Annotated in this window: 23 protein-coding genes; 18 read left to right on the top strand and 5 right to left on the bottom strand. The window is 66.1% G+C overall.

Annotated features, from left to right (window positions below; translation table 11 throughout):
- The first annotated feature begins 24 nt into the window (after window positions 1-24).
- From AC1DMS_RS28670 to AC1DMS_RS28645, 6 genes are all read left to right on the top strand, one after another.
- A complete protein-coding gene (locus AC1DMS_RS28670) occupies window positions 25-1,101 on the top strand; it encodes a branched-chain amino acid ABC transporter permease (protein ID WP_018905090.1) in 1,077 nt (358 codons plus the stop codon).
- Window positions 1,098-1,928, top strand: a complete 831-nt coding sequence (locus AC1DMS_RS28665; protein ID WP_369663699.1) for an ABC transporter ATP-binding protein — start codon at window positions 1,098-1,100, stop codon at window positions 1,926-1,928. The genes AC1DMS_RS28670 and AC1DMS_RS28665 overlap by 4 nt, the downstream gene beginning before the upstream one ends.
- Window positions 1,929-2,397: 469 nt before the next feature.
- Window positions 2,398-3,171: an ABC transporter ATP-binding protein gene (locus AC1DMS_RS28660; RefSeq protein ID WP_478182027.1), complete on the top strand. Its 774-nt coding sequence runs from the start codon at window positions 2,398-2,400 to the stop codon at window positions 3,169-3,171.
- 4 nt (window positions 3,172-3,175) lie between these two features.
- The gene (locus AC1DMS_RS28655) at window positions 3,176-5,056 is read left to right on the top strand and encodes an AMP-dependent synthetase/ligase (RefSeq protein WP_369663698.1); all 1,881 of its coding nucleotides are present in this window, start codon (window positions 3,176-3,178) and stop codon (window positions 5,054-5,056) included.
- A gap of 43 nt (window positions 5,057-5,099) precedes the next feature.
- Window positions 5,100-6,266 (top strand): ABC transporter substrate-binding protein, encoded by a 1,167-nt coding sequence (locus AC1DMS_RS28650; protein WP_018905086.1) that lies wholly within the window; start codon window positions 5,100-5,102, stop codon window positions 6,264-6,266.
- A gap of 7 nt (window positions 6,267-6,273) precedes the next feature.
- Window positions 6,274-6,735: an EVE domain-containing protein gene (locus AC1DMS_RS28645; RefSeq protein ID WP_369663696.1), complete on the top strand. Its 462-nt coding sequence runs from the start codon at window positions 6,274-6,276 to the stop codon at window positions 6,733-6,735.
- Between the two features lie 6 nt (window positions 6,736-6,741).
- On the opposite strand, the gene AC1DMS_RS28640 is transcribed toward AC1DMS_RS28645, so the two are convergent.
- Complete coding sequence (locus AC1DMS_RS28640; protein ID WP_015867683.1) at window positions 6,742-7,395, bottom strand: MarC family protein; 654 nt, start codon at window positions 7,393-7,395, stop codon at window positions 6,742-6,744.
- A gap of 2 nt (window positions 7,396-7,397) precedes the next feature.
- The gene (locus AC1DMS_RS28635) at window positions 7,398-8,144 is read right to left on the bottom strand and encodes an SDR family oxidoreductase (RefSeq protein ID WP_369663695.1); all 747 of its coding nucleotides are present in this window, start codon (window positions 8,142-8,144) and stop codon (window positions 7,398-7,400) included.
- A 73-nt stretch (window positions 8,145-8,217) separates the two neighbouring features.
- Between AC1DMS_RS28635 and AC1DMS_RS28630 the strand changes: the two genes are divergently transcribed.
- Both AC1DMS_RS28630 and AC1DMS_RS28625 read left to right on the top strand, forming a co-directional pair.
- Complete coding sequence (locus tag AC1DMS_RS28630; RefSeq protein ID WP_174545063.1) at window positions 8,218-8,823, top strand: 2-hydroxychromene-2-carboxylate isomerase; 606 nt, start codon at window positions 8,218-8,220, stop codon at window positions 8,821-8,823.
- Between the two features lie 40 nt (window positions 8,824-8,863).
- Window positions 8,864-9,547 carry a dienelactone hydrolase family protein gene (locus AC1DMS_RS28625; RefSeq protein ID WP_278879459.1) on the top strand — a complete coding sequence of 228 codons (684 nt, stop codon included), beginning with the start codon at window positions 8,864-8,866 and terminating at the stop codon, window positions 9,545-9,547.
- Window positions 9,548-9,568: 21 nt separating this feature from the next.
- Here the strand turns inward: AC1DMS_RS28625 and AC1DMS_RS28620 are convergent, their stop codons facing one another.
- Entirely contained in the window at window positions 9,569-10,468 is a 900-nt protein-coding gene (locus AC1DMS_RS28620) for a LysR family transcriptional regulator (RefSeq protein WP_478182026.1), read from the bottom strand.
- 259 nt (window positions 10,469-10,727) lie between these two features.
- Here AC1DMS_RS28620 and AC1DMS_RS28615 point away from each other — a divergent pair, with 259 nt between their 5' ends.
- On the top strand, window positions 10,728-11,096 hold the full coding sequence (locus tag AC1DMS_RS28615) for a LamG domain-containing protein (protein ID WP_278879461.1): 369 nt from the start codon (window positions 10,728-10,730) through the stop codon (window positions 11,094-11,096).
- A gap of 88 nt (window positions 11,097-11,184) precedes the next feature.
- On the opposite strand, the gene AC1DMS_RS28610 is transcribed toward AC1DMS_RS28615, so the two are convergent.
- Both AC1DMS_RS28610 and hemB read right to left on the bottom strand, forming a co-directional pair.
- On the bottom strand, window positions 11,185-12,345 hold the full coding sequence (locus AC1DMS_RS28610) for a magnesium transporter CorA family protein (RefSeq protein ID WP_436037287.1): 1,161 nt from the start codon (window positions 12,343-12,345) through the stop codon (window positions 11,185-11,187).
- 3 nt (window positions 12,346-12,348) lie between these two features.
- Window positions 12,349-13,338: a porphobilinogen synthase gene (hemB, locus tag AC1DMS_RS28605; protein ID WP_478182051.1), complete on the bottom strand. Its 990-nt coding sequence runs from the start codon at window positions 13,336-13,338 to the stop codon at window positions 12,349-12,351.
- A gap of 364 nt (window positions 13,339-13,702) precedes the next feature.
- Between hemB and AC1DMS_RS28600 the strand changes: the two genes are divergently transcribed.
- From AC1DMS_RS28600 to AC1DMS_RS28560, 9 genes are all read left to right on the top strand, one after another.
- Entirely contained in the window at window positions 13,703-14,131 is a 429-nt protein-coding gene (locus tag AC1DMS_RS28600; protein WP_015867675.1) for a CopD family protein, read from the top strand.
- A gap of 14 nt (window positions 14,132-14,145) precedes the next feature.
- Complete coding sequence (locus AC1DMS_RS28595) at window positions 14,146-15,261, top strand: VanZ family protein (RefSeq protein ID WP_018905078.1); 1,116 nt, start codon at window positions 14,146-14,148, stop codon at window positions 15,259-15,261.
- 32 nt (window positions 15,262-15,293) lie between these two features.
- Entirely contained in the window at window positions 15,294-15,647 is a 354-nt protein-coding gene (locus AC1DMS_RS28590) for a (2Fe-2S) ferredoxin domain-containing protein (protein ID WP_015867673.1), read from the top strand.
- Between the two features lie 72 nt (window positions 15,648-15,719).
- Window positions 15,720-16,352 (top strand): alpha/beta hydrolase, encoded by a 633-nt coding sequence (locus tag AC1DMS_RS28585; RefSeq protein ID WP_015867672.1) that lies wholly within the window; start codon window positions 15,720-15,722, stop codon window positions 16,350-16,352.
- A gap of 52 nt (window positions 16,353-16,404) precedes the next feature.
- Complete coding sequence (locus AC1DMS_RS28580) at window positions 16,405-17,574, top strand: D-alanyl-D-alanine carboxypeptidase family protein (RefSeq protein WP_015867671.1); 1,170 nt, start codon at window positions 16,405-16,407, stop codon at window positions 17,572-17,574.
- A 190-nt stretch (window positions 17,575-17,764) separates the two neighbouring features.
- The gene (gene rpsL / locus AC1DMS_RS28575; protein ID WP_013543948.1) at window positions 17,765-18,142 is read left to right on the top strand and encodes a 30S ribosomal protein S12; all 378 of its coding nucleotides are present in this window, start codon (window positions 17,765-17,767) and stop codon (window positions 18,140-18,142) included.
- 153 nt (window positions 18,143-18,295) lie between these two features.
- On the top strand, window positions 18,296-18,769 hold the full coding sequence (rpsG, locus tag AC1DMS_RS28570; protein WP_007829591.1) for a 30S ribosomal protein S7: 474 nt from the start codon (window positions 18,296-18,298) through the stop codon (window positions 18,767-18,769).
- Window positions 18,770-18,865: 96 nt separating this feature from the next.
- Window positions 18,866-20,965: an elongation factor G gene (fusA, locus tag AC1DMS_RS28565; protein ID WP_015867670.1), complete on the top strand. Its 2,100-nt coding sequence runs from the start codon at window positions 18,866-18,868 to the stop codon at window positions 20,963-20,965.
- 196 nt (window positions 20,966-21,161) lie between these two features.
- Window positions 21,162-21,305 (top strand): GTP-binding protein (locus AC1DMS_RS28560; protein WP_341888899.1); only part of this gene is annotated, 144 nt, incomplete at its 3' end.

Genomic DNA, 21,305 nt, shown 5'->3' with positions numbered 1-21,305 from the left:
GCGGCCCGGCGACGGACCTGATTCATGCGCTTCATCTTCAAGACCAGCTACGACCAGGACATCCGCCTCGCGCGGCACGGCGGCCATGTGTTCTGGTATGGCCTGCTCGCCGCGTTCCTCGTCGTCGCACCCTGGGCGATCGACGAGTACTGGCTCGCGCAGCTGACCTTCGTGCTGATCTACGGCATCGTCGGCCTGGGCCTGATGCTGCTGGCGGGCTTCACGGGGCAGTTCTCGATCGGGCACGCGGCGTTCCTTGGCGCGGGTGCCTACACGCAGGGCGTGCTGACGAACCTGGGTGTGCCGTTTCCGATGGCGCTGCTCGCGGCCGCGGCGCTGTCGGCGGCGGTGGGCGTGGTGGTCGCGCTGCCGGCCCTGCGCGTGAAGGGCATCTACCTGGGCATCGCCACGCTGTCGTTCGGCTTCATCGTGGAGGAAGTGTTCGCGCGCTGGGAGAGCGTGACGGGCGGCAACGCGGGGCTGCATGTGAAGCCGCCGCAGCTCTTCGGCTGGTCGCTCGGGTCGGGCAACGGCTTCTACTTTCTGTGCCTGGTGGTGGCGGTGCTCAGCACGCTCGGCATCCTGAACCTGCTGCGCTCGCCGACCGGCCGCGCCTTCGTCGCGATCCGCGATTCGGAGATCTCGGCGCAGAGCATGGGCATTCACCTGGCGCGCTACAAGACGATGTCGTTCGCGATCTCGGCCGCGCTCGCGGGGCTGGGCGGCGCACTGTATGCGCACAAGCTGAGCTTCATCTCGCCGGACCAGTTCAACATCCTGCAGTCGATCGACCTGCTGCTGATGGTGGTGATCGGCGGCCTGGGCTCGGTGCATGGCGCGTTCCTGGGCGCGATCTTCCTGATTGCGATGCCGCAGCTGATCTCGATGGGCAAAGACTGGCTGCCGGCCGTGGTCGGCCAGGCACCGGGGCTGCAGGGGCTGGTGTACGGCGTGGTGCTGATCGCGTTCGTGCTGTTCGAGCCGCTGGGGCTGTATGGCCGCTGGCTCAAGATCCGCACCTGGCTGCAGCTCTTCCCGTTCTACCGCAAGGGCCTGTTCAAGCGGCAGAAGTCGTTCACCAAGTCGGATCGCCTGAGATGACGAGCAGCAGCAGCGGCGACGTTCTTCTTTCGGCCAAGGACCTGAGCGTGCGCTTCGGCGGCGTGCTCGCGGTCAACAAGGTGAGCTTCGACGTGCGCCGCGGCGAGGTGTTCACGCTGATCGGCCCGAACGGCGCGGGCAAGACGACGGTGTTCAACCTGATCAGCCGGATCTACACGCCGACGATGGGCGAGATCACGTGGCATGGCGAGGCCGCGGGGCCCTTGGCGCTGACGCAGCAGGCACCGCACGCGATTGCGGCACTGGGCATTGCGCGCACCTTCCAGAACATCGAGCTGTTCGAACACGCGACGGTGCTGCACAACCTGCTGATCGGCCGCCACACGCACCGGCAGACGGGGTTCTGGAGCGAGGTGTTCTTCACGCCCGCCACGCGGCGTGCGGAGATTGCGGCGCGCGAGAAGGCGGAGCAGGTGATCGACCTGCTGGACCTGCAGCATCATCGCGACTCGATGGTGGCCGGCTTGCCGTATGGCGTGCGCAAGGTGGTGGAGCTCGCGCGTGCGCTGTGCACCGAGCCGAAGCTGCTGCTGCTCGACGAGCCTTCTTCAGGGCTCAACGTCGAAGAGACGGCGGACATGGCGTTCTGGATCCAGGACATCCAGCATGAACTGGGCGTTTCGGTGCTGATGGTCGAGCACGACATGTCTTTGGTGTCGAAGGTGTCGGACCGCGTGCTGGCCATGAACATGGGCGAAGTCTTGGCCACCGGTACGCCGCGCGAGGTGCAGGCGGATGCGCGTGTTGTCGAGGCCTATCTTGGGACTGTGGATGACGTGAGCAGCTTGAGGAGGGTGGCGGCGTGAATGTCTTGTTCGCTGCTTCGTTGGAGACGCCCGGTATGCGGTGCGGCGCGGTCGCCCCCACTATGCCGGCCCTTCGGGCTCCCTTCCGGTGCTCGCCTTCCGCGGGGTCTCGCCCAAACTCGCTTCGCTCAAACAAGGGCGAGCCCTTATCCGCGGAAAGCTGCGCTCCTCAGCGGCACAGAGGGGGCGCCCGCCCCGCACCGCACACCGGGCTCGAGCGGAGGTGGAACCACCCTGAGCGTGCCCACGGCGTTGGGGCCCATGCCCCGGGCGGGCCGTTGAGGCACCGCCGAGCAGCGGAGCGACAAGCGGATCAGGGCTCGCAGCTGTTTGATCGAAGCGAGTTCTGCGAGACCCCGCTTGGCGTGAGCAGCGCAGGGAAGCCCGAAGGGCCGGTGACGTCGGCCCGCCCGGGGCATGGGCCCCAACGCCGCTCCCCGCCCTTGTCGAAAACTCGAGGGACAACGAAGTGACCGACGTCGTCCTCCAGTTGCTCAACGTCGAAAGCGCCTACGGCCCCATCAAGGCCATCCGTGGCGTGAGCCTGAAGGTCAGGCAGGGCGAAATAGTGACCGTCCTGGGTTCGAACGGCGCAGGAAAAACAACCATCCTCAAAACGATCTCCGGAATCATCGACCCGAGAAAAGGCAGCATCGAATTCCAGGGCAAGGACATCACCGCCAAGGACCCGGCCCACATCGTCCAGCAGGGCCTGAGCCATGTGCCCGAAGGCCGCGAGGTGTTCCCGCTGCTGTCGGTGAAGGACAACCTGCTGATGGGCGCCTACACCCGCAAGGACCGCGACGGCGTGGCGCGCGACATGGAAAGCGTCTATGCCTACTTTCCGATCCTGCGCGAGCGCGCCACGCAGGATGCGGGCCTGCTCTCGGGCGGCCAGCAGCAGATGCTCGCCATCTCGCGCGCCATCATGGCCGCGCCGCATCTCATCCTGCTCGACGAACCCAGCCTCGGCCTCAGCCCCAAGCTGACGAAGGAGATCTTCGAGATCGTCGTGCGCATCAACCGCGAACGCGGCACCACCATCCTGCTGGTCGAGCAGAACGCCAACATGGCGCTCGACGCCTCCGACCACGGCTACGTGCTCGAGAACGGCCGCATCGTCATGGAAGACACCTGCGAACGCCTGCGCGAGAAGGAAGACATCAAGGAGTTCTATCTCGGCGTCAAGGACGACGGCGTGCGCGGCGAGCGGCGCTGGAAAAAGAAGAAGACCTGGAGATGACGGCATGAGCACAACCACCCTGCGCGCTCCCGCCGGCCTCTGGGACCTCGCGCACCTGCAGCCGAGTCCGGGCATCGCCGTGCCGGGCGACACCATCCCGGCCGTGTTCTGGAAGGCCGTGGAGCTGCGCGCCGACAAGGTCTGGATGCGGCAGAAGGAATTCGGCATCTGGCGCGCCTGGACCTGGCGGCAAACCGCCGAGGCCGTGCGCGAGATCGCGGGCGGCCTGCTGGCGCTGGGCTTCGGCCAGGGCGAGCGCGCGTCGATCCTTGCCAACACCGTCATCGAGTGGGTGCTGTGCGACGTGGCCGTGCTCAGCTGCGGCGGCGTGTCCAACGGCATCTATCCCACCGACGCGGCCTCGCAGGTGCACTACCTCTGCGAGGACTCGCGCACCACCGTGCTCTTCGTCGAGGACGACGAGCAGCTCGACAAGGCGCTCGAGGTGCGCGCGCAATTGCCGATGCTGCGCAAGGTCGTGGTGTTCGACATGGAAGGCCTGCGCGAGCTCGACGACCCCGGCGTCATCAGCCTGGATGCCCTGCGCGCACTCGGCCGCGACCACCTGCAGGCCCATCCGCAGGCGCTGGCGCAGCGCATTGCCGCCTGCCGGCCCGAAGACCTCGCGATCCTGGTCTACACCTCGGGCACCACCGGCAAGCCCAAGGGCGCGATGCACAGCCATCGCGGGCTGGTCTACACCATGCGCGGCTACAACACCCTGCTGGCCCAGGGCGAGGGCGACGAGCGCATGTGCTTCCTGCCGCTGTGCCACATCGCCGAGCGCATGGGCGGCGAATACTTTGCGATGTACACCGGCTCGATCCTCAACTTCGTCGAGAACCCGGAGACGGTGCCCGAGAACGTGCGCGAGATTTCGCCCACCGTGTTCACCGCCGTGCCGCGCGTGTGGGAGAAGTTCTATTCGGGCGTGATGATTGCGCTGAAGGAAGCCAGCCGCCTGCAGCAGGCCGCCTACGGCTGGAGCATCGGCGTCGGCCGGCAGATCGCCGATCGCGTGCTCGAGGGCCGGCCGGTGGGCGCCTGGCTGCGCTTGAAGTTCCGGCTGGCGCGCTGGCTCGCGCTCGACAACGTGCGCAAGCTCATCGGCATCCACCGCGCGCGCTTCCTCGTGACCGGCGCGGCGCCGATCTCGCCCGAGCTCGTGCGCTGGTACCTGGCGCTGGGCGTGCCCATGCTCGAGGTCTGGGGCATGACGGAATCGTGCGGCGCCTCCACGGGCGTGCCGCCCTCGCGCATCCGGCCGGGGTCGATCGGCCCGGCCACCAGCTACAACGAGGTGCGCCTCGATCCGAAGACCGGCGAGATCCTGGTGCGCGGCCCCAATGTCTTCATGGGCTACCTCAACCTGCCCGAGAAGACCGCCGAGACCATCGACGCCGACGGCTGGCTGCACACCGGCGACGTGGGGACGGTCGACGCGGAAGGGTATTTCCGCATCACCGACCGCATGAAGGACATCATCATCACGGCAGGGGGGAAGAACATCACGCCGAGCGAGCTGGAGAACGAGCTCAAGTTCAGCCCCTACATCACCGACGCAGTGGTGATCGGCGACAAGAAACCCTACCTCACGGTGATCGTCATGATCGACCAGGAGAACGTCGAGAAGTTTGCGCAGGACCACGACGTGCCGTTCGGCAACTACGAGAGCCTGACGCGCGCGCAGGAGGTGCTGGACCTGATCCAGGGCGAGATCGACCGCGTCAACGCGAAGTTTGCACGGGTCGAGCAGATCAAGAAGTTCTTCCTGCTCGAAACACAGCTCTCCGCCGAGGACGAGGAGCTCACGCCGACGATGAAGCTCAAGCGCAAGCTGGTCCAGGCCAAGTACGCCGAGCGCATCGAGGCCATGTACCGCTGATTCACCGCTGATCCATTTTTCGCCAACCCGAGGAGACAACCCCATGAAGCTCAAGACAGTGACGACCCTGGCCGTGCTGGGCCTGGCCGCAGCGTTCGCGTCGGCGCAGCAGCAACAGGGCGTGGGCAAGGACGAGATCCGCATCGGCACCATCCAGGACCTGTCGGGCCCGCTCGCGGGCTTCGGCAAGCAGGCGCGCAACGGCATGCAACTGCGCGTGGACGAACTCAACGAGCAGGGCAGCATCAATGGCCGCAAGCTCAAGCTCTTCGTCGAGGACTCGGGCTACGACCCGAAGAAGGCCGTGCTCGCGGCGCAGAAGCTGGTCAACCAGGAGAAGATCTTCATCATGGCCGGCCACATCGGCACCGCGCAGAACATGGCGGCCATGCCGGTGCAGTTCGAGAAGAACATCGTCAACTTCATGCCGATCACCGCGGCGCGCGAAATGTACGAGCCGCTGAACCGGCTCAAGTATTCGTTCGCCGCTACCTACTACGACCAGATCCGCCTGGCGTTGCCCAAGATGATCAAGGAGAAGGGCGCCAAGAAGGTCTGCACCATCTACCAGGACGACGAGTTCGGGCTCGAGGTGCAGCGCGGCGCCGAGGCGGGCCTGAAGACCGCCGGCATGGAACTGGCCGAAAAAACCTCGTTCAAGCGGGGCGCCACCGACTTCAGCTCGCAGGTCGCCAAGATGAAGGCCGCCAATTGCGACCTCGTGGTGCTCGGCACCATCATCCGCGAGACCATCGGCACCGTGGGCGAGGCGCGCAAGACCGGCTTCAACCCGACCTTCCTGGGTTCGAGCGCGTCCTACACCGACCTGATCCACAAGCTCGGCGGCAAGGCGATGGACGGCATCTACGCCACCATGACGGTGCAGAACCCCTACACCGACGAGCAGTCGCAGCCGCTGCGCTTCTGGGCCAACAAGTACAAGACCAAGTTCAACGAAGACCCGACGGTGTTCTCGGTGTACGGCTACGTCATCATCGATTCGTTCATCAAGGCGGCGCAGAAGGCCGGCCCGAACCTCACGACCGACAGCTTCATCAAGGCCATGGACAGCATGACCTTCGAGCCCGACATGTTCGGCAGCCCGAAGAGCAGCTACACCGCCACCAAGCGCCTGGGCAACGATCAGTCCCGCCTGTCGCAGATCAAGGACGGGAAATGGGTCGTGGTTTCCGACTATGTGACACCATAACGGGACCATGCCCAATTACTGGTTGATGAAATCCGAGCCCGACGAGGTCTCGATCGACGATGCGCTCGCCGCGCCCAACGCCACCGTGGCGTGGACCGGCGTGCGCAACTATCAGGCACGCAACTTCATGCGCGACGGCATGAAGGTCGGCGACGGCGTGCTGTTCTATCACTCGAGCTGCCCCGAGCCCGGCATCGCGGGCATTGCGCGCGTGGCCTCGGGCATCAAGCCCGACCCGACGCAGTTCGACCCCAAGTCGCCCTACTACGACCCGGCGTCGAAGAAGGACGATCCGCGCTGGCTGCTGGTCGACGTGCAGGCCGTGCGCAAGACGCGGCTGCTGCCGCTGCCCGAGCTGCGCGCCAGGCCCGAGCTGGCGGACCTCGTCGTGCTGCGCAAGGGCAACCGGCTGTCGATCACGCCGGTCGAGCCCGCGCACTGGCGCATCATCGAGAAGATGCTGGGCTGAAGGGCGTCAGCCCACGCGCTGCAGGATCGGAAACAGCTTGCCCAGGCCGTCGGCCATGACCTCGACCGCGAGCGCCGCGAGGATCAGGCCCATGAGCCGCGTCATGATGTTGATGCCCGTCTTGCCGAGCACGCGCGCAATCGGCTGAGCCAGCGAAAACGCCAGCGCGGTGGCCAGCGCCACCACCACGCCGTAGCCCACCAGGAGCCCGAGCTCCCACAGGTGCTGGGTCTTGTCGGCGTAGATCACCACGGTCGATATGGTGGCCGGCCCGGTGAGCAGCGGAATGGTGAGCGGCACCACTGCGATCGATGCGCCCATCGAGGCCTTCACTTCGGTGGCCCGCAGCTCCTCGACATTGGTCTTGCTCTCGGCCGGCTTGGCGTTGAGCATCGAGAGCGAACTCATGAGCAGCAGCAGCCCGCCGCCCACCTGGAAGCTGGCAATCGAGATGCCGAAGAACGCCAGCAGCTGCAGCCCGATCAGCGCGCTGACCGCAATCACCACGAAGGCGCTGAAGGCCGACATGCGCACGGTGTGCCGGCGCTGCGCATCGGAATACCCCTGCGTGTAGTGGATGAAGAAGGGCACGATGGCCAGCGGGTTGACGATGGCCACCAGCGTGACCAGCGGCTTGATCAGGTCCATCGAGGTGCTCATACCTACCTTCCCCCGGTCACGTCGAGCAGCGCCATGGTGGTGTAGCTCGCTTCGGCGGACAGCAGCCACAGGATCGCGCCGGCAATTTCCTCGGCGCTGCCGGTGCGCTGCATCGGCACGGTGGGTGCGAGCTCGAAGGCGCGCTTGGGCATGCCGCCGGAGGCGTGGATCTCGGTGTCGATCAGGCCGGGGCGTACCGCGTTGACGCGAATGCCCTCGGCGGCCACTTCCTTGGCCAGGCCGATGGTGAAGGTGTCGATCGCGCCCTTGGCGGCCGCGTAATCGACGTACTGGCCCGGCGAACCCAGCCGCGCGGCGGCGCTCGAGACATTGACGATGGCGCCGCCCGATCCGCCGTGCCGGGTGCTCATGCGCCGCACCGCCTCGCGCGCGCAGACGAAGCTGCCGATCACATTGACGCGGAACATGCGTTCCAGGCGCGCCACGCTCATTTCGTCGACCCGGGCCTGCACGTCGACGACGCCGGCGTTGTTGACCAGCGCCGTGAGCCGGCCGAGCCGGGCATCGACCTTCTCGAACATGGCCAGCACCTGGGCCTCGTCGCCCACGTCGGCCTGCACGGCCATGGCGGTGCCGCCGCCCGCGCGGATGGCGCGCACCACCTCGTCGGCGGCGAGCGAGTTGTTCGCGTAGTTGACGGCCACCGCGTAGCCGCGCTGCGCTGCCAGCAGGGCGGTGGCGGCGCCGATGCCGCGGCCGCCGCCCGTGATCAAGAGCACCTGGTCCAAAACCTACCTCCTGCAGAGAAACTGCGTGTCAGTTAAAACCGTTGGCTTGGATTACATCATCGGGGGCATGCGCATGAGCATTGACAAGACCATTGACTATTACTTTGCGCCACAGAGCCCATGGACCTATCTGGGGCATTCCCGCTTTGCCGCGATCGCCGCGGCCGCCGGCGCCACGGTGCGCGTGCGGCCGATCGACCTGGGCAGCGTGTTCCCGGTGTCGGGCGGGCTGCCGCTGGGCAAGCGCGCGCCGCAGCGCCAGGCGTACCGGCTGGTCGACCTCGCACGCTGCTCGCGCCACCTCGGCCTGCCGCTGAACACCAAGCCGAAATTCTTCCCGGTGGCCAGCGACGACGCGGCCCGGGTCATCATCGCGGTCGACATGCACGACGGCACCGAGGCCGCCATGCGCATGTGCGCGGCGGTGTTCGCGGCCGTGTGGGTGCAGGAGCGCAACATCGGCGACCCGAAGGTGCTCGATTCGCTGGTGGTCGAATGCGGGCTGTCGCCCAAGCGCGCGGAGCAGTCGCAGAGCCAGGCGGTGCAGGAGCGTTACGAGGCTTACACGCAGGAAGCGATCGACATCCAGGTGTTCGGTGCGCCAAGCTATGTCATCGATGGCGAGATATTCTGGGGCCAGGACCGGCTCGACTTCGTCGAGCGCGCGCTGCGCCAGTAACCGGCATTCCATTCAGTTGCGATTCAAGGAGCAAGACATCATGGGTCAATTCATCGATCTGAAAGCCAAGGACGGCTTCACCTTTCCCGCCTACGTGGCCGAGCCCGCCGGCAAGCCGCGCGGCGCGGTGGTCGTGGTGCCGGAGATCTTCGGCGTCAACTCGCACATCCGCTCGGTGGCCGACGGCTACGCGGCCGACGGCTACCTGGCGGTGTCGCCCTCGACCTTCCACCGCGTGAAGCCGGGCGTCGAGCTCGGCTACAGCGACGAGGACATGAAGGCCGGCTTCGCGCTGAAGACCGCGGTCGAGGCGCTGCCCGCGCCCGGCGTGCTGCAGGACATCGAGGCCGCCGTGGCCTATGCCTCCAAGGCCGGCAAGGTCGGCATCGTGGGCTATTGCTGGGGCGGCCTGCTGGTCTGGCGCGCCGCCAGCCTGGTTCCGGGCATTGCCGCCGCGGCGCCCTACTACGGCGGCGGCATGACCACGCCGGAAGAAACCGCGCGCCAGCCCAAGGTGCCGGTGCTCGCGCATTTCGGCAACCAGGACCACTGGATCCCGCTGGACACCATCGAGACCTTCAAGAAGGCGCATCCCGAGGTGCAGGTGCACGTCTACGAATCGGGCCACGGCTTCAACTGCGACCAGCGCGGCTCCTACAACGCCGAGGCCGCCAGGCTCGCACGCACGCGCACGCTCGAATTCTTCGCCAAGCACGTCGGCTGAGCGCGGCCGGAGCCCGGCGGTTTATTGCTTGCGCGCGCCCGCGCCGATGCGGGTCTGCAGAAAGTCGAGCAGCGCACGCAGCGCGGCGCTGTTGTGGCGCCGCTGCAGGTAGGCCGCCGACAGCCACATGTCCTTGCGCGCATAGCCCTGCAGCACCGGCACCAGTTCGCCGTGGTCGATGTGCGACTGCACCAGGATCGAGGGCAGGTAGATCACGCCGAAGCCGCGCATCGCCACCCGGATCAGCGGCGCGCCCTCGGTGCAGTCCATGCGGCTCTTCACCGGCACGTCCAGCGGCTCGCCGCCGTCGTCGAAGCGCCAGACCGGCTGGACGCCCAGCAGCGAATGCGTGAGCGCCTCGTGTCCCGCAAGGTCGCGCGGATGCCCGGGCTTGCCGTGCTTCTTCCAGTACACCGGCGAGGCGCAGACCACCATCTCCATCAGCATCAGCTTGCGCACGATCAGGTTGGCGTCCGCCACCGGGCCGCTGCGGATGTCGACATCGATGCCTTCTTCCGCGAGGTCGACCGTGCGGTTGGTCAGCTGCAGGCTGATGCTCACGTCCGGGTAGTAGCGCATGAAGTCGGCCAGAAGGCCCGGGAACTCGCCGTTGCCCATGCCATGCGGCGCCGAAATCCGCAGCCGGCCGCCGGGCTGCCTGGCGCGCTCCTGCAGCTCGGCCTGCGTGAGCTCCACCATTTCGAGCACCGGGGTGCTGCGCTCGAGCAGCAGCTGCCCGGCATCGGTCAGGCTCACGGAACGCGTGGAGCGGTTGAGAAGGCGCACGCCGAAGCGCGTTTCGAGCTCCGCCACGTACTTGCTGACCGTCGCCTTCGACATGTCGAGCTTCTTTGCCGCGTGCGAGAAGCTGCCATGCGAGGCCACTTCCCGGAAGGTTCTGATCAGATCGAGACTGTCCATGTCAAAGCGCCCATTGTTTCCGTTCCGCGGCCGGCCCGCTTCGATTTTCGGGGAAGCCCCGGCATTTGCAGGCGCCGGTGCGCGCTCGGTTCGTGTGCATGCCGCCGGCGCGTCATTGTTTCAATAGAGGAAACACCGTGTCTCTGTTCCGCGTGATTTACACCGGCCGTTCAGTTGGAAACTCGCCGCACAGGTGAGCACGAACGAATGAACGAGCGAGCCTGGTGGACGAACCATCCAACCAACACAAGGAATTGACATGAAGACCTCGCACATCCTCGCCGCCGCTGCCCTGACCCTGCTGGCCGCCACCGGCGCCCAAGCCGAAACCTACGATGGCGTGAACACCGCCGTCTCGACCAAGAGCCGCGACGAAGTCAACGCCGAAGCCGTGCGCGCCGCATCGGCCCCCAACCAGAACGTGACCCGCGGCTCGCGCGGCCCGGAAACGGTCGCCGTGTCGAAGGACCGTGCGCTGGTCGAAGCCGAAGCCGTTCGCACCGCCTACGCTCCCGACCAGAACGTGACCTCGGGCTCGCGCGTCAACAGCAAGGTCGTCTCGACCATGCCCCACCCGATGGACGCACGCGTCCAGGCCCAGCAAGGCTCGGGCGCCGTCGCCAAGTAAGACCGGCGAAACCGCTGCTGCCCCTCGCGGGCAAGCAAAAAGGCCACGCATTTGCGTGGCCTTTTTGCTTTCAGGCGGGTTGCGCGCTTCAGCGCGTGCGCGCCAGGTAGCGCTTGCGCCAGAACACCAGCACCAGCAGCAGCGCGATCACCAGCATCGCGGTCATGGCGATCCAGAAGCCATCGGCCTTGTGCACCAGCGGAATGAACTCGAAGTTCATGCCGAAGATGCCGGCAATGAGGTTGAGCGGCAGGAAGATGGCCGTCAGCACGGTGAGCACCCGCATGATGTCGTTGGCGCGGTGGCCCTGCACGCTGAAATGCATCTGCACCGCGGTCTCCGCGTTCTGTTCGAGCCGGCGCACGTGGTGCACCACGCGCTCGATGTGCTCGAGCACGTCGCGGCTTCGCACCATGATCAGTTCCCGCTCGCGCTGCTCCGCCTCGCCCTTGGCTGGGGGCAGCGTCTCGAGCGAGTCGATCCAGTCCTGGATGGCCGCGCGCTGGTCCTCGCAGATCTCGTCCAGGTGGTGCAGCGACTGCCGGGCTTCCATCAGCGCGCCCCAATTGGTGAAGCGGCTGCGCGGATCGATCAGCTCGGTCTGCCAATGGTCGAGCTGGCGCGTGAGTTCGCGGCGCATGTCCAGGTAGCCGTCGACGATCTGGTTGATGACGCGCAGCATCAGGTCGGCGGTGCCGGTCGGCACGCGGGCCGAGGTGGCGCGCACGTCGAGCGCGGGGGCGCCCTTGTCGTCCGGCGAGCCGGCGGCGAGCAGCCGGGCGGCAAACAAGTCGCGCACCGCGCCGTCCTCGGGGTGCACCGACAGCAGCACGCGGTCGAACAGCGCGAAACCCACGGGGCGGGTGTCGACCCGGCGCAGCACCGGAGGGCCGCGGCGCAAGGGTGCGGGAAGGGGCGGCTCGCCGCCCGTGGTGCCCTTGCCATTGCCCAGCGCCGCCTGGCCAGGGCCGCTCGAAAGGCGCCGGAACACCAGCACGTCGTATTGCGAGGTGTAGTCGTAGTGCGAGGGCAGCTGGTCGTTGAGCAGGTCCGCCACATGCAGGTCGACCAGCTGCGCCTGGCAGAGCGACTGCAGGATCTGCTGGACCGCGGGCAGCGAGGCGCGGAATTCGTCCCGCGTGAGCGAAATCCAGAGATAGCCTTGCGCCGCGCAGGCCCCGGGCAGCGCGAGCGGAGCCAGCGCCGGGTGCTCGCTCACGCGCGAGGGGTCGATTTCGAAGATGCGCATGCGCTATTGTTTTTGCAGCAACCGCGCGGCGTCGAGCGCAAAGTAGGTGAGCACGCCGTCGGCGCCGGCGCGCTTGAAGGCGAGCAGGCTTTCGAGCACCACCGCATCGTGGTCGAGCCAGCCGTTCTGGGCCGCGGCCTTGAGCATCGCGTATTCGCCGCTCACCTGGTAGGCGAAGGTGGGTACGCGAAATTCGTCCTTCACGCGGCGCACGATGTCCAGGTAGGGCATGCCGGGCTTGACCATCACCATGTCGGCGCCCTCGGCAATGTCCAGGCCCACTTCGCGCAGCGCCTCGTCGCTGTTGCCCGGGTCCATCTGGTAGACCTTCTTGTTGCTCTTGCCGAGCGTCGCGGCCGAGCCCACGGCATCGCGGAACGGGCCGTAGAAGGCGCTCGCGTACTTGGCGCTGTAGGCCATGATGCGGGTGTGGATGTCGCCGCGGGCTTCCAGCGCGGTGCGGATCGCGCCAATGCGCCCATCCATCATGTCGCTGGGCGCCACAATGTCCACGCCGGCTTGGGACTGTGTGAGCGCCTGCTTCACCAACACTTCCACGGTGGCGTCGTTGAGGATGTAGCCGGTGTCGTCGAGCAGGCCGTCCTGCCCGTGGCTGGTGTAGGGGTCGAGCGCCACGTCGGTCATGACGCCGAGCTCCGGAAAGCGCGACTTCAGCGCCGCGACCACGCGCGGAATCAGCCCCTCGGGATTGAAGGCCTCGTCGCCCGCGGGCGTCTTGAGGCCGGCATCGATCACCGGAAAGAGCGCCATCACCGGGATGCCCGCCTCCACGCACTGCTCGGCCACCGGCAGCAGCAGGTCGAGGCTCAGGCGATCCACGCCGGGCATCGACGCCACGGCATCGCGCCTTTTCTCGCCTTCCTGCACGAACACCGGGTAGATGAGGTCGTGCGCCGTCAGCGCATGCTCCCTGACGAGGTTGCGGGTGAAGCTGTCGCGGCGCAGGCGGCGCGGCCGGCCGGCGGGATACATGGCAAAGGAAGATGGCGTCATAGGCGGAAAATTGTGCCTGAAGCGCCAGTTCGTGCATCGGGCGCTCGTCCGCGGGTTGTCCGACAACCACGCCGGCGGCGTAAATCGAAGGTTCTCGTTTTTTCGTGCGGAATTGTCAAAGAATCTGCCCCGAGCCGCTTGAAACTTTGTTTCGCCTTTGTTAAATTCAAAAGCGGGCGGTTTACCGCTCCCCGCTTTTCCTCCCTGAGCGGGTGCCTTGATGTGTGACAGCAAAAGGGCTTCCCAGCCCGACGTGAAGACGTCGGGCTTTTTTTTGCCCGCTGCATCCGCGCCGGCGCCAAAGCCCGGCCTGCACGGCGCGGCCCGCCACTAAACTGGCCCCATGCTCTGGGTTAAATCTCTTCACATCGTCTTCATTGCCAGCTGGTTCGCGGGGTTGTTCTACCTCCCCCGGATCTTCGTCAACCTGGCGATGGTGCCGCCCGAGTCCGTGGCCGAACGCGAGCGCTTGCTTCTGATGGCACGCAAGCTGTTGCGTTTCACGACCTTCCTGGCCATTCCGGCGCTGGGTTTCGGCCTCTGGCTCTGGCTGGGCTATGGCATCGGGCGCGGCCCCGGCAACGGCTGGCTGCATGCCAAGCTGGCGCTGGTGCTGGCGGTGATCGGGTATCACCATGCCTGCGGCGTGCTGCTGCGCCGTTTCGTGGCCGGGGGCACCCAGCGCAACGACCGCTGGTACCGCTGGTTCAACGAACTGCCGGTCCTGCTGCTGCTCGGCATCGTGGTGCTGGTGGTCGTCAAGCCGTTCTGAGCCTGAAAGCCAAGGTGGAGACGCAGCACAAGTCCGCCGCGCTGCCCCTGGCGCTGGCCTACGCGGCGCTGATCGTCTATGCCAGCCTGTACCCGTTCGCCGACTGGCGCGACCAGGGCATTGCGCCGTGGGCCTACCTGTCGGCCTCGTGGCCCAAGTACTGGACGGGCTTCGACTTCGCGATCAACGTGGGCGGCTACGTGCCCTTCGGCTTCCTGTGCGCGCTGGCGGTATTGCGGACGCGGCGCGACGCCAGCGTCTGGCGTGCGGTGCTGCGCGCCACGCTGGCCGGCGCGGCCGTGGCCTTTGCCATGGAAACGCTGCAGAGCTATCTGCCTGCGCGCATTCCCTCCAATGTCGACCTGGGCCTGAACAGCTCCGGAGCGCTGCTGGGGGCCCTGCTCGCGGCGGGGCTCGAGCGGCTCGGCGCGGTGGCGCACTGGAGCCGCACGCGCTCGCTGTGGTTCGTCGAGGATTCGCGCGGCGCGCTGGTGCTGCTCGCGCTGTGGCCGCTGGCGCTGCTGTTCCCGGCAGCCGTGACCTTCGGCCTCGGCCAGGTGTTCGAGCGGCTCGAAGTCGCGGTCTCCGAGTGGCTGCTCGACACCCCCTTCATCGACTGGATGCCGCTGCGCCAGTTCGAGCTGGAGCCGCTGGTGCCGGCCGTCGAGCTGCTGTGCGTGATGCTCGGTGCCCTGGTGCCGTGCCTGCTGGCTTTCATGGTGACGCGCACGGTCGCCCGGCGTGCCGTGCTGCTGCCGCTCACGCTGCTGGCGGGCATCGGCGCCTCGGCGCTGTCGGCGGCGCTGAGCTACGGCCCCGAGCACGCATGGGCCTGGCTGGGCCTGCCGGTGCAGGTCGGCATTGCGACGGCGCTGGTGGCCGGCGTGCTGCTGCTCGGAGCGCCGCGGCGGCTCTGCGCGGCCCTGCTGCTGGTGGCGCTGGTGATCCAGCTGAGCCTGTTGAACCAGGCGCCCGAGAGCGCCTATTTCGCACAGACCCTCGCCACCTGGGAGCAGGGGCGCTTCATCCGCTTCCACGGGCTGGCGCAGTGGCTCGGGTGGCTGTGGCCGTTCGCGGTCCTTGCCTATGTGGTGGCCGCGCTGTCGCGCCGGGGGCGGCCGGCAGGCTGATGGCCTGCGGCGGGCGTCACTAAAATCTACCGATGCCCAGTTCCTCTTCTGCCGCGCCGCGCGGCTATTACGGCCGCCACATCTTCTTTTGCCTGAACGAGCGCAAGAACGGCGAAGACTGCTGCGCCCTGCACAACGCCCAGGCGGGTTTCGACCGCTGCAAGGCGAAGGTCAAGGAGGCGGGGCTGGCCGGTCCCGGCAAGGTGCGCGTCAACAAGGCGGGCTGCCTGGACCGCTGCGCCGGCGGCCCGGTGGCGGTGGTCTATCCCGAAGCGGTCTGGTACACCTTCGTCGACGCCGACGACATCGACGAGATCGTCGACTCGCACCTGAAGAACGGCCAGGTCGTCGAGCGCCTGCTGCTGCCTCCCGATGTGGGCCGCTGAACTTTTGGCGGGATCCCGCGCTCGTACCGTGCACCCAAGCCCTCGGGGCCGGTCAGTTCCATTCCTCGCATCATGAATTCCCAGACCGAAAAGATCCGCCTCCAGGGCGCCGCCGGCGCCATCGAGGTGCAGCGCGACCAGCCAGCCGAGGCCGCGCGCGGCATCGCCGTGATCGCCCATCCGCATCCGCTGTTCGGCGGCACCATGGACAACAAGGTGGTGCAGACCCTGGCGCGCGCGTTTGTCTCCTGCGGCTGGACCGCGGTGCGTTTCAACTTCCGCGGCGTGGGTGCGAGCGAAGGCGTGCACGACGAGGGGCGCGGCGAATGCGAAGACATGATGAACGTCGTCTCCCAGCTCGCGCCCGAAGGCCCGCTGGCGATTGCCGGCTTCTCGTTCGGCGCCTTCGTGGCGAGCTCCGCGGCCGAAAAGCTCTGGGCCGGCCGCGACCTGCGGCAGCTCGTGCTGGTTGGAACGGCGGCTTCGCGGTTTTCGGTCGCCACGCTGCCGGCCGAGGCGCACGAGCGCACGCTGGTGGTCCACGGCGAGGCCGACGACACGGTCCCGCTGGCGGCGGTCATGGACTGGGCGCGGCCGCAGTCACTGCCTGTCACGGTTATTCCGGGGGGCGGCCATTTCTTTCACGGACAATTGCCCCTCCTCAAAAGCCTGGTCGTCCGCCATCTGCGCGCGGGCGCCGCATGAAAAGCCTCACGGGCTTGCGTTTTCGTCTCCTCCCGTCTCTCCTATTGCTCCCATGAATCGTTTTTTTGACGCGTTTCGCGCGCTGGTGCTGGCCGCCGCCGCATCGGTTGGCATGATCGCCGCTGCCCAGGTGCCGGCACCGCCCGAGATCGCCGCGCGCAGCTACCTGCTGCTCGACGTCACGGCCAACCAGATCCTTGCGCAGAAGGACATCGACAGCCCGGTCGAACCGGCGTCGCTCACCAAGCTGATGTCGGCCTACATCGTGTTCGACGCGCTGCGCGCCAAGAAGATCACGCTGACCCAGACCATGCCGGTCAGCCAACGCGCCTGGAAGATGCCCGGTTCGCGCATGTTCATCGATCCCAAGATGCAGGTGCCGGTCGAAGACCTGATCAAGGGGCTGATCGTGCAGTCGGGCAACGACGCCACCGTGGCGCTGGCCGAAGGCGTGGGCGGCACCGTGGAGCATTTCGTCGAGCTCATGAACGCCCAGGCCAAGGCGCTGGGCATGAAGAACACGAGCTACAAGAACCCCGAAGGCCTCACCGCGCCCGGCCACACCACCACGGCGCGCGACCTGAGCATCCTTGCGACCCGCCTGGTGCGCGACTTCCCGGAAGAAGCCAAGTACTACGCGATCAAGAAGTACCGCTACCCCGGCACGCCCTCGACCAACGACACCAACCGCAACCTGCTGCTGTTCCGCGACCCCACCGTCGACGGCCTGAAGACCGGCCACACCGAAGCGGCCGGCTACTGCATGATCGCCACCGCCAAGCGCGACTTCCCCAACCTGACCGGCGGGCGCCGGCTGCTGTCGATCGTGCTGGGCACCTCGGGCGAGACCGTGCGCGCGAACGAATCGCAAAAGCTCCTGAACTGGGGCTACACCGCCTACGACGCCGTGCGCCTGTTCGACGCCGGCCAGCCGGCCGCCACGCCGGCGGTCTGGAAGGGCAAGGCCAACACGCTCAAGCTGGGCCGCCCGGAAGCCATCGTGGTCGCGGTACCGGCCGGTACCGCCAGCAAGATCAAGACCCAGGTGGCGCGCCCCGATCCGCTGGTGGCGCCGTTCACCAAGTACCAGCCGGTGGGCTCGCTCAAGGTGACGCTGGACGACCAGCCGCTGGCGGACGTGCCGCTGGTGGCGCTGGAAGGCGTCGAGCAGGCCGGCATCCTCGGCCGCGCCTGGGACGCCGTCCGGCTCTGGATCAAGTAAGGAAGGGCGCCAGGCAGCGCCGGCCGACGCTGTCCTTGCCGTTTCAAGCCCGCCTGCTATACTCGTGGGCTTTTCGGAATTTTCCGAAGGGTTTCACGTTTTCGTTATTCCCGGTTTCCTTGCCTTGCGTCACGACAAGGCAGGGGCGGCTTCACAGCCAGGGCCGGGTTGTTTTGGGACTAATTCATTCATGCCAACCATCAATCAACTGGTGCGTCAGGGTCGAACGGTCGAAAAGATCAATTCGAAGAGCCCTGCCATGCAGAACTCGCCGCAACGCCGCGGTGTCTGCACCCGCGTCTACACCACGACGCCCAAGAAGCCCAACTCGGCGCTTCGTAAAGTTGCCAAGGTCCGCCTGACCAACGGCTTCGAAGTCATCTCCTACATCGGCGGCGAAGGCCACAACCTGCAGGAACACAGCGTCGTGCTGGTTCGCGGCGGTCGTGTCAAGGACTTGCCCGGTGTTCGCTACCACATCGTGCGCGGTTCGCTCGACCTGCAAGGCGTGAAAGACCGCAAGCAGTCGCGTTCCAAGTACGGCGCGAAGCGTCCCAAGAAGGCTTAAGCCTTCCTGTCGTAGAAAACAAACAAGCGGTGTTCGGTTGCCTTGGCGGGCACATCGAACGAAGTGACCCAATGTCGGGTCGAGTAAGTGAGAGTCCGGAATGGCTCTCGCGGTATCGGAAACGATGCCAACTGAAGCAAAGAGGTTAGAAAAATGCCACGTCGTCGCGAAGTCCCCAAACGTGAAATCCTGCCGGATCCCAAGTACGGCAATGTCGAGCTGTCGAAGTTCATGAACGTGATCATGGAAGGCGGCAAGAAGGCTGTTGCCGAGCGCATCATTTATGGCGCGCTCGACTTCATCGAAAAGAAGAACCCCGACAAGGACCCGCTCGAGGCCTTCACCGTTGCCATCAACAACGTGAAGCCGATGGTCGAAGTCAAGTCGCGCCGCGTCGGTGGTGCGAACTACCAGGTGCCGGTCGAAGTCCGCCCGGTCCGCCGCCTCGCCCTGTCGATGCGCTGGATCAAGGAAGCCGCCCGCAAGCGCGGTGAGAAGTCGATGGCCCTGCGCCTGGCCAACGAGCTGATGGAAGCCACGGAAGGCCGTGGCGGCGCCATGAAGAAGCGCGACGAAGTGCACCGCATGGCAGAAGCCAACCGGGCATTCAGCCACTTCCGCTTCTAAGAATCAAACTTCGCTTGGGCGTTGGGTGTTGAGTGTCGGGCGACGTCGCCCGTGCTCAAGGCCCAGCGCTCAACGCATTTAACCCGAAAGTAAATCATGTCCCGCAAGACCCCCATCGAGCGCTACCGCAACATCGGCATCTCCGCGCACATCGACGCCGGCAAGACCACGACGACCGAGCGCATCCTGTTCTACACCGGTGTGAACCACAAGATCGGTGAAGTGCACGATGGCGCCGCCACGATGGACTGGATGGAGCAAGAGCAAGAGCGTGGCATCACGATCACCTCGGCTGCCACCACCTGCTTCTGGAAGGGCATGGCCGGCAAGTTCGAAGAACACCGCATCAACATCATCGACACCCCCGGCCACGTGGACTTCACCATTGAAGTCGAGCGCTCGATGCGCGTGCTGGACGGCGCCGTCATGGTGTACGACGCGGTCGGCGGCGTGCAGCCCCAGTCGGAAACCGTCTGGCGCCAGGCCAACAAGTACAAGGTTCCGCGCCTCGCGTTCGTCAACAAGATGGACCGCACCGGCGCCGACTTCCTGCGCGTGCGCCAGATGATGGTGGACCGCCTGAAGGCCAACCCCGTCGTGATCCAGATCCCGATCGGTGCCGAAGAGCACTTCCAGGGCATCGTCGACCTCGTGAAGATGAAGGCCATCATCTGGGACGAAGACAAGGGCGTGACCTTCACCTACGGTGAAATCCCCGCGAACCTGACCGACGTCTGCAACGAATACCGCGAAAAGCTCGTCGAAGCCGCTGCCGAAGCGAGCGAAGAGCTGATGAACAAGTACCTCGAAGGCGGCGAGCTGTCCGAAGAGGAAATCAAGAAGGCCATTCGCCAGCGCACCATCGCCGGCGAAATCCAGCCGATGCTGTGCGGCTCGGCCTTCAAGAACAAGGGCGTGCAGGCCATGCTCGACGCCGTCGTCGAATACATGCCCGCTCCGACCGACATTCCGCCGGTCAACGGCACCGACGAAGACGAAGCCCCCGTCACCCGCAAGGCTGACGACAACGAGAAGTTCTCGGCGCTCGCATTCAAGCTGATGACCGACCCGTTCGTGGGCCAGCTGACCTTCGTGCGCGTCTACTCGGGCGTGCTGACCAAGGGCGACAGCGTCTACAACCCGGTGCGCGGCAAGAAGGAGCGCATCGGCCGTATCGTGCAGATGCACGCGAACAACCGCGAAGAAGTCAACGAAATCCGCGCCGGCGACATCGCTGCCTGCGTGGGCCTGAAGGAAGTCACCACGGGCGAAACCCTGTGCGACCCGGCAGCCGTCGTGACGCTCGAGCGCATGGTTTTCCCGGAATCGGTGATCTCGCAGGCCGTCGAGCCCAAGACCAAGGCCGACCAGGAAAAGATGGGCATCGCCCTGCAGCGCCTTGCCCAGGAAGACCCGTCGTTCCGCGTCAAGACCGACGAGGAATCGGGCCAGACCATCATCGCCGGCATGGGCGAGCTGCACCTCGAAATCATCGTGGACCGCATGAAGCGCGAGTTCGGCGTGGAAGCCAACGTGGGCAAGCCGCAGGTGGCCTACCGCGAAACGATCCGCAAGACCGTCGAGGAAGCCGAAGGCAAGTTCGTGCGCCAGTCGGGCGGCAAGGGCCAGTACGGCCACGTCGTGCTCAAGCTCGAGCCGCAGGAAGCCGGCAAGGGCTTCGAATTCGTCGACGCCATCAAGGGCGGTGTGGTTCCTCGCGAATACATCCCCGCAGTGGAAAAGGGCGTTGTGGAAGCACTGACGCAAGGCGTGCTGGCGGGCTACCCCGTCGTCGACGTCAAGGTCACGCTGCACTTCGGCTCGTACCACGACGTGGACTCGAACGAAATGGCGTTCAAGATGGCCGCGATCTTCGGTTTCAAGGAAGGCGCCCGCAAGGCCAACCCCGTGATCCTCGAGCCGATGATGGCCGTGGAAGTCGAAACGCCTGAAGACTACGCCGGCAACGTGATGGGCGACCTCTCGTCACGCCGCGGCATGGTGCAGGGCATGGACGACATGATCGGTGGCGGCAAGTCCATCAAGGCCGAAGTGCCGCTGTCGGAAATGTTCGGCTACTCGACCACGCTGCGTTCGATGTCGCAAGGCCGCGCCACGTACACGATGGAGTTCAAGCACTACGCCGAAGCTCCGCGCAACGTTGCCGAAGCCATCGTGGCTGCTCGCGCAAAGTAATGTCTTTGCGGGACAGACCAGGATTTGCGCAGCAAATCTGCTCTGTCCCCAACTGATTAAAAAGAATGTGGGGTCGCGCAGTGCGCGGCTCTCTTTGTCTGCGATCCGGTGCCGCCACGTTCCCGTGCGAGGCGAACCAGCAATCGGGTGCAGACATAAAACCAATACACGGGAATGCTCTTTCAAGGATTGAAAAATGGCAAAAGGTAAATTCACCCGCACCAAGCCGCACGTGAACGTGGGCACGATCGGTCACGTTGACCACGGCAAGACCACGCTGACGGCGGCCATCGCCACGGTGCTGTCGGCCAAGTTCGGCGGCGAAGCCAAGGCCTACGAC

The organism is Variovorax sp. 05T418 (genome assembly GCF_056396385.1).
The sequence above is the reverse complement of the archived record's forward strand: the minus strand, read 5'-3'. Positions and strand labels throughout refer to the sequence as shown.

What these genes read in the sequence shown, in the direction of transcription:
- AC1DMS_RS28590 (WP_015867673.1), top strand. Translation starts at nt 15,294, where the DNA reads ATGCCCAGTTCCTCTTCTGCCGCGCCGCGCGGCTATTACGGCCGCCAC.
- AC1DMS_RS28665 (WP_369663699.1), top strand. Translation starts at nt 1,098, where the DNA reads ATGACGAGCAGCAGCAGCGGCGACGTTCTTCTTTCGGCCAAGGACCTG.
- AC1DMS_RS28580 (WP_015867671.1), top strand. Translation starts at nt 16,405, where the DNA reads ATGAATCGTTTTTTTGACGCGTTTCGCGCGCTGGTGCTGGCCGCCGCC.
- AC1DMS_RS28650 (WP_018905086.1), top strand. Translation starts at nt 5,100, where the DNA reads ATGAAGCTCAAGACAGTGACGACCCTGGCCGTGCTGGGCCTGGCCGCA.
- AC1DMS_RS28625 (WP_278879459.1), top strand. Translation starts at nt 8,864, where the DNA reads ATGGGTCAATTCATCGATCTGAAAGCCAAGGACGGCTTCACCTTTCCC.
- rpsL (WP_013543948.1), top strand. Translation starts at nt 17,765, where the DNA reads ATGCCAACCATCAATCAACTGGTGCGTCAGGGTCGAACGGTCGAAAAG.
- AC1DMS_RS28620 (WP_478182026.1), bottom strand. Translation starts at nt 10,468, where the DNA reads ATGGACAGTCTCGATCTGATCAGAACCTTCCGGGAAGTGGCCTCGCAT.
- AC1DMS_RS28655 (WP_369663698.1), top strand. Translation starts at nt 3,176, where the DNA reads ATGAGCACAACCACCCTGCGCGCTCCCGCCGGCCTCTGGGACCTCGCG.
- fusA (WP_015867670.1), top strand. Translation starts at nt 18,866, where the DNA reads ATGTCCCGCAAGACCCCCATCGAGCGCTACCGCAACATCGGCATCTCC.
- hemB (WP_478182051.1), bottom strand. Translation starts at nt 13,338, where the DNA reads ATGTATCCCGCCGGCCGGCCGCGCCGCCTGCGCCGCGACAGCTTCACC.
- AC1DMS_RS28615 (WP_278879461.1), top strand. Translation starts at nt 10,728, where the DNA reads ATGAAGACCTCGCACATCCTCGCCGCCGCTGCCCTGACCCTGCTGGCC.
- AC1DMS_RS28600 (WP_015867675.1), top strand. Translation starts at nt 13,703, where the DNA reads ATGCTCTGGGTTAAATCTCTTCACATCGTCTTCATTGCCAGCTGGTTC.
- AC1DMS_RS28670 (WP_018905090.1), top strand. Translation starts at nt 25, where the DNA reads ATGCGCTTCATCTTCAAGACCAGCTACGACCAGGACATCCGCCTCGCG.
- AC1DMS_RS28645 (WP_369663696.1), top strand. Translation starts at nt 6,274, where the DNA reads ATGCCCAATTACTGGTTGATGAAATCCGAGCCCGACGAGGTCTCGATC.
- rpsG (WP_007829591.1), top strand. Translation starts at nt 18,296, where the DNA reads ATGCCACGTCGTCGCGAAGTCCCCAAACGTGAAATCCTGCCGGATCCC.
- AC1DMS_RS28640 (WP_015867683.1), bottom strand. Translation starts at nt 7,395, where the DNA reads ATGAGCACCTCGATGGACCTGATCAAGCCGCTGGTCACGCTGGTGGCC.
- AC1DMS_RS28610 (WP_436037287.1), bottom strand. Translation starts at nt 12,345, where the DNA reads ATGCGCATCTTCGAAATCGACCCCTCGCGCGTGAGCGAGCACCCGGCG.
- AC1DMS_RS28585 (WP_015867672.1), top strand. Translation starts at nt 15,720, where the DNA reads ATGAATTCCCAGACCGAAAAGATCCGCCTCCAGGGCGCCGCCGGCGCC.
- AC1DMS_RS28630 (WP_174545063.1), top strand. Translation starts at nt 8,218, where the DNA reads ATGAGCATTGACAAGACCATTGACTATTACTTTGCGCCACAGAGCCCA.